General features: G+C 71.2%; 9 protein-coding genes and 1 pseudogene. 8 read left to right on the top strand and 2 right to left on the bottom strand.

The genetic code is table 11. The features are described 5' to 3' along the window. The 7 genes and pseudogenes from ACFSNB_RS13955 to ACFSNB_RS13925 all read left to right on the top strand — a co-directional run. Nucleotides 1–183 (top strand): annotated as a pseudogene (locus tag ACFSNB_RS13955) (DUF6468 domain-containing protein); the annotation flags it as partial. Nucleotides 184–191: 8 nt separating this feature from the next. Continuing rightward, complete coding sequence (locus tag ACFSNB_RS13950) at nt 192–968, top strand: MotE family protein (protein WP_377317598.1); 777 nt, start codon at nt 192–194, stop codon at nt 966–968. A gap of 141 nt (nt 969–1,109) precedes the next feature. Then, complete coding sequence (locus ACFSNB_RS13945; protein ID WP_377317596.1) at nt 1,110–1,496, top strand: response regulator; 387 nt, start codon at nt 1,110–1,112, stop codon at nt 1,494–1,496. 23 nt (nt 1,497–1,519) lie between these two features. Further along, nucleotides 1,520–2,173: a protein phosphatase CheZ gene (locus tag ACFSNB_RS13940; protein WP_377317594.1), complete on the top strand. Its 654-nt coding sequence runs from the start codon at nt 1,520–1,522 to the stop codon at nt 2,171–2,173. Between the two features lie 6 nt (nt 2,174–2,179). Beyond that, nucleotides 2,180–5,539 (top strand): tetratricopeptide repeat protein, encoded by a 3,360-nt coding sequence (locus ACFSNB_RS13935; protein ID WP_377317592.1) that lies wholly within the window; start codon nt 2,180–2,182, stop codon nt 5,537–5,539. Between the two features lie 44 nt (nt 5,540–5,583). Then, nucleotides 5,584–6,207, top strand: a complete 624-nt coding sequence (locus ACFSNB_RS13930) for a hypothetical protein (RefSeq protein ID WP_377317590.1) — start codon at nt 5,584–5,586, stop codon at nt 6,205–6,207. Nucleotides 6,208–6,380: 173 nt separating this feature from the next. Continuing rightward, complete coding sequence (locus ACFSNB_RS13925) at nt 6,381–8,267, top strand: response regulator (RefSeq protein WP_377317588.1); 1,887 nt, start codon at nt 6,381–6,383, stop codon at nt 8,265–8,267. Between the two features lie 30 nt (nt 8,268–8,297). Here ACFSNB_RS13925 and ACFSNB_RS13920 read toward each other — a convergent pair whose 3' ends face one another. Together ACFSNB_RS13920 and ACFSNB_RS13915 are read right to left on the bottom strand one after the other, a co-directional pair. Then, entirely contained in the window at nt 8,298–8,945 is a 648-nt protein-coding gene (locus ACFSNB_RS13920; protein WP_377317586.1) for a DsbA family oxidoreductase, read from the bottom strand. Between the two features lie 35 nt (nt 8,946–8,980). Further along, entirely contained in the window at nt 8,981–10,288 is a 1,308-nt protein-coding gene (locus ACFSNB_RS13915) for a diguanylate cyclase domain-containing protein (protein WP_377317584.1), read from the bottom strand. Between the two features lie 317 nt (nt 10,289–10,605). Here ACFSNB_RS13915 and ACFSNB_RS13910 point away from each other — a divergent pair, with 317 nt between their 5' ends. Then, entirely contained in the window at nt 10,606–11,880 is a 1,275-nt protein-coding gene (locus ACFSNB_RS13910; RefSeq protein WP_377317582.1) for an ammonium transporter, read from the top strand. Nucleotides 11,881–12,066 lie beyond the last annotated feature (186 nt).

The raw sequence follows: 12,066 nt of genomic DNA, 5'->3' as shown, positions 1-12,066 counted from the left end.
GCCGCGCGTCCGGCCCCGGCCGCCGCCCGTCCGGCTCCCGCCGCCGTGCCGGCCGCCGGCCCGGCCCGGTCCGCCCAGCAGGCGGCGGTGGCGTCGGTGTCCGCCGCCGCCGAGTTCGCCGCCGACGACGACCGGTCCGAGGCGGAGCGGGAACTGCTCCGTGCCCTGCAGGCGATGCGGTGAGGGATGCCATGAGCGTGACCAGCCTGCGCCAGCCCGACGAAACCGCCCCCGCCCCCCGCGCCGCGCGCACCGCCCAGCCGGCGCCGCGTCCCACCGCCGGGCGCAAGCGCCGCCGCACCCCGATCGTGCGGGTGCTGCCGGTGCTGATCTTCTGTGGCGTGCTGATGCTGTCGGTGCGGGTCACTGACCTGTTTCTCGGCCTGACCGGGCTCGGTTCGGTGTCGGTGGCGCCGTTGCAGGCGCAGCAGACCACCCCGCCGGCCCCGCCGCCGGCCGCCCCGGCCGCCGCCCCGGCGCCGGCCGCCCCGCTGACCGACCCCAACGAGGGACGGACCCCGACCGAACTCGACGTGCTCGAAAAGCTGCGCGACCGCCATGCCGCGCTCGACGCCCGCGAACGCGACGTCGAACGGCGCGAGGAGACCCTGCGCGCGGCCGAGAGCCAGATCGATCGCAAGATCGCCGAGATGAAGACGCTGCAAAGCACCATCGAGGGGCTGCTGCGCCAGTACAACGACCAGGAGGACAGCAAGATGCGGTCCCTGGTCAAGATCTATGAGAACATGAAGCCCAAGGACGCGGCCAAGATCTTCGAGCAGCTCGACATGAGCATCCTGCTTGAGGTGCTGGAGCGGATGAAGGAACAGAAAGTGGCGCCGATCCTGGCGGAAATGGACCCGATGAAGGCCAAGTCGGTCACCGCCGAAATGGCGCAGCGGCGCCAGATGCCGGCGCCCTCGAGTCCGGCGCTGGGCGCGGCGGGGCGGGGCGGGGCCGGCGGCTGATCGCGCCGCGCGAGGATCTGATTGCCGCGTTGTGTGTAAAAATGGCTTGCGCCCGTCGGCGGGGCTATCTTAACTAAGCCAATTCGTTAGAGTTCCGGTCAGTCGGTCTCTGCCGGATGGGTGTCTTGAAGGAGCGGATGGATGGCTGTCGATAAGAATATGAACGTCCTCATTGTGGACGATTACAAGACGATGTTGCGGATCATTCGAAATCTGCTGAAGCAGCTCGGGTTCAACAACGTCGATGAAGCCACCGATGGGGCGATGGCGCTCCAGATGCTCCGGGTCGGCAGCTATGGCCTGGTGATTTCCGACTGGAACATGGAGCCGATGACCGGCCTCCAGCTGCTGCGCGAAGTCCGCGCCGACGCCAAGCTGAAGCCGATCCCCTTCATCATGGTCACCGCCGAATCCAAGTCGGAAAACGTCATCGCCGCCAAGGAAGCCGGTGTGTCCAACTACATCGTCAAGCCGTTCAATGCCGAGACGCTGAAGAACAAGATGACCAGCGTTCTGGGCGATTTCTGACGGCGGAAGAAGGGGGTCGCGTCATGTCAGCAACGGGCGTTGATCGCGACCTGGAGGCGCGTCTCGATGCGATCCGTCGTGACCATGGGGACACGGTGCGGATCGATCAGGTCGGTGAGGTGGTGCGGTCGCTGCTGGATTCGATCGGCGGCGACATCAGCGCCGGCGATCTGAGGCTCTATCGCGAGGTCGAGTCGCTCGCCAATTACATCCACGCCGCCCGCGAGGAAATCGCGGCGCTGCGGCCCGGCGACATCAAGGATCGGTTCATCGCCTCCGCCACCGACGAGCTTGATGCCATCGTCGGCGCCACCGAGGCGGCGACCAACGAGATCATGGATGCCGCCGAAAGTCTCGAGTCCCTCACCGGCGAGATCGATGCCGCCGCCGGGGAGAAACTGTCGGAGATCACCACCCGGATCTATGAGGCCTGTACCTTCCAGGACATCACCGGTCAGCGCATCACCAAGGTGGTGAAGGCGCTGAAGGAGATCGAGGACCGCGTCGAGGGGCTGGTGCGGATGTTCGGCGCCGAATATGACGGCAAGGACGGCGCGGGCAAGGATCAGGCCGCTCCGGCCGCCCTGACCGACCAGGACCTGCTCAACGGTCCCCAGCTTCCCAGCACTGCCGCCAATCAGGCCGATATCGACGCGCTGCTGGCGAGTTTCGACTAGACAGCGATGGTGGCCTCGGCCCACACGTCGATGAACGCCCGCGCCGGCCGTCTTCTGGCCGCGTCGGTGGCGTTCGCCGCCCTGGTTGCCCTGGCCGGACCGGCCATGGCCCAGCCGTCGCCCCGTGCCGCCGATCACGACGGCTACGGCCGGATGGTGTTCGAATGGCCGGGGGCGGTGACCTTCTCCGCCGTCGTCGCCGACGGCGCCCTGGTGGTCAAGTTCAACAAGCCGATCGCCGGCGACCCCAAGGTGGTGGTCAAGCCGCTGGCCCGCTATCTGGCTGGGGTCAAGCTCAGCCCCGACCGCACCACCGCCACCTTCGCCCTGGCCCGTCCGGTCAAGGTCAAGAGCTTCCGCGACGGCGGCAAGGTGGTGATCGACGTCAGCGAGGACAACACCCCGCCGACGCCCAAGACCGCCCCCGCCGCTCCGGCTGCCGCCCCCGCCGCCACCGCTCCGGCCACGCTGCCGGTCGCCGCCACCGCCACGGTGGCGCCGCCGCAGCCGGCCACCGCCGGGCCGGCCCCGGCCGGAATCCCGGCCGGTCCGCCGACCGATCTGATGGTGCGGGGCGGCGAGCATACCGGCTTCAACCGGCTGGTGTTCGACTGGCCGAAGCCGGTGGGATACACCGTCGAGGAAGACGGCGGCGACCGGGTGATCGTCAGCTTCGCCCGGCCGGCCCGGATCAATCCGACCGCCCTCAAGAGCGCGCTGCCGGCCGATGTCGGTCTGGTCGAGGTCCGTCCCTCCGGCACCGGCACCGCGGTGGTGCTGTCGCTGGCGCCGGGCATGCGGGCCCGCCATTTCACCAGCGGCCCCAAGGTGGCGATCGATCTGGTCCGTCCGGCCGACGCGCCGCCGCCGCCCCGGGCGGAAGGGGTGCCGCCGCCGCCGCTGGCCCCGGCGCCGGGCGGCGAACAGCCGCCCAGCCTGCCGCCCAGCGCGCCGCCGCAGGCCGCGCCGGCCCTGCCGCCGGTGACGGTGCCGCCCGCTCCGGCCCCGACCCCGTCCGAGCGGGTGGTCAGCCTCGGCTTCGCCTTCGACAAGCCGACCGGGGCCGCGGTGTTCCGCCGGGGGCCGTGGTTGTGGGCGGTATTCGACGCCAAGACCGAACTCGACACCAAGCTGTTGAAGCGTACTGGTGGAGATCTGGTGGCGGAGGTCGAGCAGGTTCAAGGGGTGAAGGGCACGGCGGTGCGGATTTTGCTCCAGCCGGGCTACAATCCGTCGGTGCGCAAGGAAGGCCAGCTGTGGGTGCTCGACATCCACCGCCAGCCGCTCCAGCCGCGCCTCCCGGCCGAGGTCACCCCCCGGCTCGATTTCCAGGATCGCGGCCGGCTGGTGATCGCCGCCGCCGACGGTCTGCCGGCGCAGATGCTGCGCGATCCCGAGGTCGGCGACGTGATCCAGGTGGTGCCGCTGACCGAGGTCGGCCGCGGCGTGCGCGATGGCCGCGTCCTGCCGGGCGCGACCCTGCTGCCCAGCGCCCAGGGCGTCGCCGCCCTGCCGGTGGCCGACGGGGCCCGGCTTGATGTCGCCAAGGCCCAGATCGACCTGACCGCGCCGGGCGGGCTCTATCTGTCGCCGGCTCCGGCCGGCGGCCCGGCGGTGGCCGAGACCCCCGCCGCCGCGCCCGCCGCCGGCGAGGGGGGACCGCTCGACATTTCGACCTGGATGCGCGGTGGGCCCGACAAGTTCGCCGAGGAGCATGACGCCCTGCTGCACGATCTGGCGCAGCAGCGTCCCGACGAACGCAACCGCCAGCGGCTGGAGATCGCCCGCCATTACCTCGCCAACGGGTTCGCCCCCGAGGCGCTGGGCGAATTGCGGCTGATCGCCGCCTCCGATCCGGGGATGGCGGAATCGCCCGATCTGCGCGCGGTGCGCGGCGCCGCCAATTTCCTCGCCCACCATGACGAGGAGGCGATCGCCGACCTGTCGCTGCCGGCGCTGAAGGACGATCCCCGCGTCCAGCTGTTCCTGGCCGCTGCCACCGCGCGGGCCCGGCCCAATCCCGAGCAGCAGGCGCTGACGCTGCGGCTGGCCCCCGACGAGATCAAGGGCTGGGCCCCGCCGCTGCGGATGGCGCTGGGCGATGTCGCGGTGCGCACGGTGGCCGGGGCCGGCGACGGCAAGGGCGCCGCCCGCGTCCTCGACGCGATGATGGGGCCGGGCCTGTCGAACCGCGAGGTCGCCCACCTGTCCTACCTCGGCGGTCTCGCCTCGATCGCCTCCAAGCAGTACGATCAGGCGATCAACCGCTTCAACGAGGCCGAGGCCGGCCCCAGCCGGCCCGACCGGGCCTATGCGGTGCGCGACCGGGTCGAGTTGCAGCTCCGCCTCGGCAAGATCACCCCGGACCAGGCGATCTCGGAACTGGAGAAGATGCGCTTCGCCTGGCGCGGCGAGGATTTCGAGTTCCAGTTGCTGAAGCGGCTGGGCGAGTTGCAGCTCGACGCCAAGCGTTATGGCGAGGGCCTGCGCACCCTGCGCCAGCTCACCGTCAATTATTCCGGGCACAACAACATCCCGGCGGTGCTGGCCGACATGAGCAACGCCTTCTCCAGGCTGTTCCTGGCCGGCGAGGCCGACAAGCTGCCGCCGGTCACCGCGATCGGGCTGTATGACGAGTTCCAGGAACTGACCCCGTCCGGCCCGGCCGGCGACGAGATGATCCGCCGTCTCGCCGACCGTCTCGCCTCGGTCGATCTGCTCGACCGCGCCAGCGATCTGCTGCGCCATCAGGTCGAACAGCGGCTGACCGGGCTCGACAAGGCCCGCATCGGCAGCCGGCTGGCCTTCCTCAACATTTCCAACCGCAAGCCGGCCCAGGCGCTGGAGGCGCTCGACCTCAGCGAGGTGCCCGGCATTCCGGCCGACCTTGCCGCCCAGCGCCGCTATCTGCGGGTGCAGGCGCTCGACGATCTCGGCCGCTCGGCCGAGGCGCTGGCCCTGATCATCAACGATCAGAGCGAGGAGGCCGGCCGCCTGCGCGGCGAGATCAACTGGCGGCTCAAGAAATGGCCGGAGGCCGCCGCCGCGCTGGAAAGCGCGCTCGAGAAGCCGCTCGGCAACCGTCCGCTCGATCCGGCGATGAGCCACCGCGTGCTCGACACCGCGACGGCGATGACCCTGGCCCATGACGAGCGCGGTCTGGCCCGGCTGCGGCGCAATTTCGGTCCGCTGATGGAAAAGACCGAGCAGGCCGGCGCCTTCAACCTGCTGACCAGCGAACCCGAACGCGGTATTGCCGATTACCGCCGGATCGGCGACAAGATCAAGCAGGCCGAGGAATTCCAGACCTTCATGGGCGAGTGGAAGAAGCGGGTCAAGGATCGCGGCCTGTCGTCGATGAACTAGCCGCGCCGGCCCGGGGCGGCGCCGAAGGGGCGGAGGAAAGCGGGATGCGCTGGCAGAGGGTGGGGGCAATGGTCGCGCTGGGGCTGCTGGCCGGGTGCGGCTCGCAATTGCCGCCGCCCGAATCGGTCGCCTTCACCAGTCCGGTGGCCGGACGCACCCCGCCGCTGCCGGCCCGGGTGATGGTCTATGCCGGCCAGGACGATCTCGCCCGTCCGCTCAAGATCCAGGTCACCAGCCTGCACAGCGAGGAAAACCCCGAGGTCAAGGACGGCCTCGCCTTGGCCCGGGCCGCCACCACCGTGCTCGGCCGCGCCTTCGCCCGGGTCGCGCTCGACGATGCCGCCCTCCGGCCGCAGATCGTGGTCCGCCCCTACGGCAAGGCGCTGTGGTTCAAGCTCGACGGCCAGTTGCGGATCGGCTGCGGCCTCGACGCCTATACCGCCGACGGCTTCCCGCTCGGCAATTTCGCCGGCCGCTTCTCGGTCAGCACCGGCAATTACCAGGACGATCTGCTGCCGGCCTACGCCCAGTGCCTCAAGCGGCCGGTCGAAAGCCTGCTCGCCAGCCCCGCCCTGGCCCGGCTGGCCGCCGCCGGTTTCGCCGATCCGCCCGCCGGTCCGGTCGAGGCCTGGATGCGCACCCTCGGGCCGATCCCCACCCCGCCCTGAGCCGGCGGACAGGCTGTCGCGCGGGCTCCCGCCCGCGGACCCGGCCGGGGCGATGCCCCGGACCCCCTTCTTTTTTACGAAGGGAGGGGCGGGTGGGGGGCGCCTGAGCCGTTGCCGTCGGGCGGATTTTTCGACAGTGTAAAAGAGAGCGCGTGATCATCGCGGGAGGGGAGATGGCCCGGGCAAGCGACGGCGACCGGCTGCGGGCTCTGCTGGTCGAGGACGACCCGGCCGATGCGGCGCTGGTGACCCGGCTGCTGCGGCGGACCCGGCCCGGCGGGTTCGAGGTGACGGTGGCCGACCGGCTGGCGGCGGCGGTGGCGGCGCTGGCGGCCGAGCCGGACGGGTTCGACGTGGTGCTGGCCGATCTCGGCCTGCCGGATTCCTGCGGCATCGCCACCCTGGACGGGTTGACCCGGGCGGCGCCGGCGGTGCCGGTGGTGGTGCTGACCGGGCAGGACGACGAAGCCCTGGCCCTCGACGCGGTGCGGCGCGGCGCCCAGGATTATCTGGTCAAGGGCAGCGGCGACGGCGCGATCCTGTCGCGGGTGGTGCGCTACGCGATCGAGCGCAAGGCGACCGAGGCGGCGCTGCGCGAGGCCCGCGACGCCGCCGAGCAGGCGGCGCGGGCCAAGTCGGTGTTCCTGGCGATGATGGGGCACGAGATCCGCACCCCGCTCAACGGGGTGCTGGGAATGGCCCGCCTGCTGCTTGAAACCCCGCTCGCCACCGGGCAGCGCGCCCATGTCGATACCCTGCTGTCGGCGGGCGAGCTGCTGCTCGGGCTGGTCAACGACCTGCTCGATTTCGCCCGGCTCGACGCCGAGGCGCTGACCCTTGAATCCGAGGCGTTCGACCTCGCCGCCACGGTCGAGGAGGTGCGGCTGGTGCTGGCGCCGCGCGCCGGCGACAAGGGGCTGGCGCTGACCTGCCGGCTGGGGCGGGACTGCCCGCGCCGGGTGCGCGGCGACCGGCTGCGGCTGCGCCAGATCCTGTTCAATCTGGTCGGCAACGCGATCAAGTTCACCGACCAGGGTGCGGTGACCCTGACGGTTGCCCCGGCGGGGGGCGAACGGCTCGAATTCGTGGTCGGCGATACCGGGATCGGCATCCCGCCCGAGGTCGGGCTGGCTTTGTTCGAGGAATTCTGGCAGGGCGGGGATGGGGCGACCCGGCGGCGCGGCGGCGCCGGGCTCGGCCTCGCCATCTGCCGCCGGCTGTGCCGGCTGATGGGCGGCGAGATCGGCTATGACAGCAGCCCCGGCCAGGGCAGCCGCTTCCGGGTCGAACTGCCGCTGCCCGAGGCCTGCGGCCCCGAGGAGCCGGCGGTGCCGCCGCCGCCCAGCCCCGGCCCGTCGCGGCGGATCCTGCTGGCCGACGACAATCCGGTCAACCGCGCCGTCGCCGCCGGCCTGCTGGAACGGCGCGGCCATCAGGTCACCGCCGTCGCCGATGGCACGGCGGCGGTGGCCGCCGCCGCCGCCGGCCGGTTCGATCTGGTCCTGCTCGACTGGCGGATGCCGGGGCTCGACGGCCTTGCCGCCGCACGGGCGATCCGCGCCCTGCCCGGGGCCGCGCCGCCGCTTTATCTGCTGACCGCCCATGCCCAGGCCGAGGCGGCCGAACAGAGCCGCGCCGCCGGCCTGGACGGCATCCTGGCCAAGCCGTTTCGGGTCGAGGACGTGCTGCGCCTGCTGGCCGGGTCCGGTCCGCCGCTGCCGCCGCCGCTGGTGGCGCTGGCCGACCTCGCCGTCGATCGCCACGACCTCGGCGCCGAGCGGATGAATGGGCTGCTGGCGCTGTTTCGCCGCAGCGCCGGCGCCGATCTCGACCGCCTGCTCGGGCTGGTCGCCAGCGGCGCCTTGGCCGAGGCCGGTAGCACCGCCCACCGCCTCGCCGGGGCCGCCGCCAGCCTGCATCTGCGCCCGCTGTCGGAACGCTGCCGCGACCTCGAAGCCGCCGCCCGCCGGGGCGATGCCGTCGCCGTCGCCGCCCTGGCGGCCGATCTCGCGCCGCTGTGGCAGGCCTCGGTCGAGGCGCTGGCGGCGGCGCTGGCCTGAGCGGCAAACAGATACCGGTTCGTCGGCTTCTTAGCTGAAGGTCGCCTCGGCTTCGGCCTCGCGGACGATGTCGATCAGGCGGAGCAGGATATCGGGTTCCTGGGCGCCGGCGAGGGCGTACTGGCCGTCGAGGATCAGGCAGGGCACGCCGTTGACGCCGAGGCGGTGGGCGCGGGCATTGTCGGCCAGCACCGCCGCGAGGTCGGTCTCGGAGGCGAGGTGGTCATACAGCGCCTTGCGGTCGAGGCCGAGGCCGGCGCCGATTTCGGCCAGCACCGCGATGTCGCCGATATCGCGCCCCTCGCAGAAATAGGCGGCGTAGATCGCCTCGACCGCCTCGGCGTCGCGGCCGATCGCGGTGGCGTAGCGGATCACGCGGTGGGCGTTGAGGGTGTTGGGGGTGCGTCCGATCCGGTCGAAGGCGAAGGTGATCCCCTCGGCCAGTCCGGCGGTGGCGACCGCGGCGTGGATGCGCTGGGCCCGGGCCGGGCCGCCGAACTTGCGGTCGAGATAGATCCGGCGATCGACTCCCTCGGTCGGCAGATCGGGGTTGAGCAGGAACGGCCGCCACAGCAGCGTCACCCGGCTGTCCGGGCGTTGCCGCAATGCCCGCTCCAGCCGGCGCTTGCCGACGTAACACCAGGGGCAGACGGTATCGAACACATATTCAATCCGCATCCGCCACCGCCTCCGTCCGGGTCGCCGCCATGGCGTCAGGCTCCGTCGTCGAGCAGCTGGCCGGCCCGCGCCAGCAGGGTGGCGCGGTCGTCGTCGGCCTGGGCCTCGGCGCAGCCGACCTGGACCCACACCCGCACCGGCTGGAACACGTCGGGAATGGCGAAGTCGGTGTTGGACAGCACCCCGGCGATGCGGTGCATCACCACCTCGGCCTCGACCAGCGGGGTGTCGGGCAGCACCACGCAGAAGCGGTTGGCGGCGAAGCGGGCGGTCAGGTCCTCGGCCCGCACCAGCCGGTTGATCCATTGCCCGAGCTGGCGGATCAGATGGTCGGCGGCGGCGTCGCCGAAATGGGCCCGCACCGAATCGAGGCTGGGGATCGCGAACAGCACCGCCGTCAGCGGCCGGTCGCGTTCCCGCGCCGCCGCCAGCCGCAAATCGAGATGGCGGTCGAGGAACGGCCGGCCATAGGCGCCGGTCAGCGGATCGGCGGTGGCCGGGCCCAGGCTCTGGCCCAGGGTGGCGCGGATCGCCCAGCGCAGCCGCTGGCGCCGCACCAGGGTCAGCACCGCCGCGCGCAGCCGGCCCGGCCGCAGCGGGCGCAGCAGCACCCGGCTGGCCCCCCGCCGGTAGCCACGCGCCACCGTGGCGGCATCGTCGGCCAGCATCACCACCGGCAGATTGAACAGGCGGGTGTTCTGGCGCAGCTCGGCGGCGAAGGCCATTTCCGGCTCGCCGCAGGCGGTCAGGATCGCGGCGTCGGTCGGCGCCTGTTCCAGCAGCCGTTCGGCGGCGTACAGATCGGGGCAGACGGTGGTGTCGGCCTCGTCCGGCGGGATCTTGCCGGCCAGGCCCTCGGGATCGGGACCGATCAGCAGCAGCGCCGGCCGTCCGGTGGTGGGGGGGGTGACCCGGTCCGGCGCCTTCAGCCCGAACGCGGCGGCGGCGGCGGCGCGCAGCCGCAGCTCGTCATGCATCGTTCCCATCCGCACCAGCGGCCGCAGCCGGGCCAGCACCTCGGTCTCGTCGGCGCCGACCGCCAGCAATTCGTCGATCCCGGCCTCCAGCGCCCGGCCGGGCAGGGTTTCGTCCCCGTCGGCGGTCAGCACCACCAGCGGCACGTCGGCACAGGCCGGATCGGCCCGCAGCGCGGCGGCGCGGGCCAGCGGATTGCCCGCCGCCTCGCCGATCAGGATCAGGTCGGGGCACAGCCGGCGGGCCTGGGCGATCGGGTTTTCGCTGGCGACCACGACGGCATAGCCGGCGGAATCGAGCCGGTCGAACAGCCCCGCCGCCGCCGCCGGGTCGGCGTCGACGACGAGAAGCGTGGCAAGGCAATTCATTCGCGACTTGTCCAGGCCTGGGGAAAGATTGGCGCAGCATACTATGGGTTCGCTTCGTCCCAAAGGGGAACTCGGCCATGCGCGCTGCGGTTTTACGGGCCGCGCGCCGCCTCTGCCCGCCGGGGCCGCTGCCTGGTTATTGGGCGAAAAATAACGGCTGAATGCCTAAAATTGCGGCCCGGCGGCGATGACGCTGTTTTAGGCAGTGGCAATGTCATTGAAATGAAACGATTCTTTTCCAGGCCGGCGCTGGCGCGCTGCTTGCTTGCGAGGCGGCAACGCCGTGCGGGCGGGTGGATCTGGCTACGAGGATGATGATGGAGACGGCCAAAACCGGTGTGGATGTGTTGTTTGTGCTGTTGGGGGCGGTGATGGTGCTGGCGATGCATGCCGGCTTCGCCTTTCTCGAAGTCGGCACGGTGCGGCGGAAGAATCAGGTCAACGCCCTGGTGAAGATCCTGTCCGACTTCGCGGTTTCGACCCTGGCCTATTTCTTCGTCGGCTATGGGGTGGCGTATGGCACCTCGTTCCTGGTCGGGGCCGGCACCCTGGTCGGCGGCGAGGGCAGCGGTTTCGCGGCGCAGGGCTATGATCTGGTCAAGTTCTTCTTCCTCGCCACCTTCGCCGCGGCGATTCCGGCGATCGTGTCGGGCGGCATCGCCGAGCGGGCGAAGTTCCTGCCGCAATTGATGGCGACGGCGGTGCTGGTCGGTCTGGTCTACCCGCTGTTCGAGGGGATGGTGTGGGGCACCCGCTTCGGCGCGCAGGAATGGTTGCAGGCGACCTTCGGCGCCGCCTTCCACGATTTCGCCGGTTCGGTGGTGGTGCATGCGGTCGGCGGCTGGATCGGTCTGGCGGCGGTGCTGATGCTGGGGGCGCGGCTGGGGCGCTATCGCAAGGACGGGCGGCTGGTGGCGGTGCCGCCGTCGAACATTCCGTTCCTGGCGCTGGGGGCCTGGATCCTGTCGGTCGGCTGGTTCGGCTTCAACGTGATGAGCGCGCAGAGCGTCGCCACCCTGTCCGGTCTGGTCGCGCTCAATTCGTTGATGGCGATGGTCGGCGGCATCCTGTCGGCGCTGGTGGTCGGCCGCAACGACCCCGGCTTCGTCCATAACGGCGCGCTGGCCGGTCTGGTCGCGGTCTGCGCCGGTTCCGACGTGATGCACCCGGTCGGCGCCCTGATCACCGGCGCGGTGGCGGGCGGCGCCTTCGTCTGGCTTTTCACCCTCTGTCAGGTCAAGTGGAAGATCGACGACGTGCTCGGCGTCTGGGCGCTGCACGGGATGTGCGGGGCGATCGGCGGCATTGCCTGCGGCCTGTTCGGCCAGCAGATGCTGGGCGGCCTGGGCGGCGTCAGCCTGCCGGCCCAGCTGGTCGGCACCCTGGCCGGGGTGGTGGTCGGCTTCGTCGGCGGCCTCGCCGTCTACGGCACGCTGAAGGCGACGCTGGGCATCCGCCTTGACCCCGAGGCCGAGTTCAGCGGGGCGGATCTGGCGATCCACCAGATCGGCGCCTATCCGGAAGAGGCGATGCCGGTCCATGACGACGCGATCGCGATGGCCGCCCACGCCGCCAACCTCCGGCGCGGCTGACCGCGCCAGCCGCCGGGGGCCTTTTCCTCCGGCGGCTTTTTTACTGGTTCATCACGGAACTCCGGGGAAGAGAGCGGGCCATACCAACGGCGGCTGTCCTTGACCGCTCCTTGTTGGGCTATCGCCCAAGCCCATTTGGGGCGATGCCCCAAACCCCCTTTGATTCCTTTCATAAAATCTGGAGGC

This window comes from Phaeospirillum tilakii, assembly GCF_042683125.1.
In the GTDB taxonomy this organism is placed as follows: domain Bacteria; phylum Pseudomonadota; class Alphaproteobacteria; order Rhodospirillales; family Magnetospirillaceae; genus Phaeospirillum; species Phaeospirillum tilakii.
Note: the sequence above shows the minus strand (reverse complement) of the source record. Positions and strands in the feature narration are given on the sequence as shown.

What these genes read in the sequence shown, in the direction of transcription:
- ACFSNB_RS13950 (WP_377317598.1), top strand. Translation starts at nt 192, where the DNA reads ATGAGCGTGACCAGCCTGCGCCAGCCCGACGAAACCGCCCCCGCCCCC.
- ACFSNB_RS13945 (WP_377317596.1), top strand. Translation starts at nt 1,110, where the DNA reads ATGGCTGTCGATAAGAATATGAACGTCCTCATTGTGGACGATTACAAG.
- ACFSNB_RS13920 (WP_377317586.1), bottom strand. Translation starts at nt 8,945, where the DNA reads ATGCGGATTGAATATGTGTTCGATACCGTCTGCCCCTGGTGTTACGTC.
- ACFSNB_RS13925 (WP_377317588.1), top strand. Translation starts at nt 6,381, where the DNA reads ATGGCCCGGGCAAGCGACGGCGACCGGCTGCGGGCTCTGCTGGTCGAG.
- ACFSNB_RS13930 (WP_377317590.1), top strand. Translation starts at nt 5,584, where the DNA reads ATGCGCTGGCAGAGGGTGGGGGCAATGGTCGCGCTGGGGCTGCTGGCC.
- ACFSNB_RS13940 (WP_377317594.1), top strand. Translation starts at nt 1,520, where the DNA reads ATGTCAGCAACGGGCGTTGATCGCGACCTGGAGGCGCGTCTCGATGCG.
- ACFSNB_RS13935 (WP_377317592.1), top strand. Translation starts at nt 2,180, where the DNA reads ATGGTGGCCTCGGCCCACACGTCGATGAACGCCCGCGCCGGCCGTCTT.
- ACFSNB_RS13915 (WP_377317584.1), bottom strand. Translation starts at nt 10,288, where the DNA reads ATGAATTGCCTTGCCACGCTTCTCGTCGTCGACGCCGACCCGGCGGCG.
- ACFSNB_RS13910 (WP_377317582.1), top strand. Translation starts at nt 10,606, where the DNA reads ATGGAGACGGCCAAAACCGGTGTGGATGTGTTGTTTGTGCTGTTGGGG.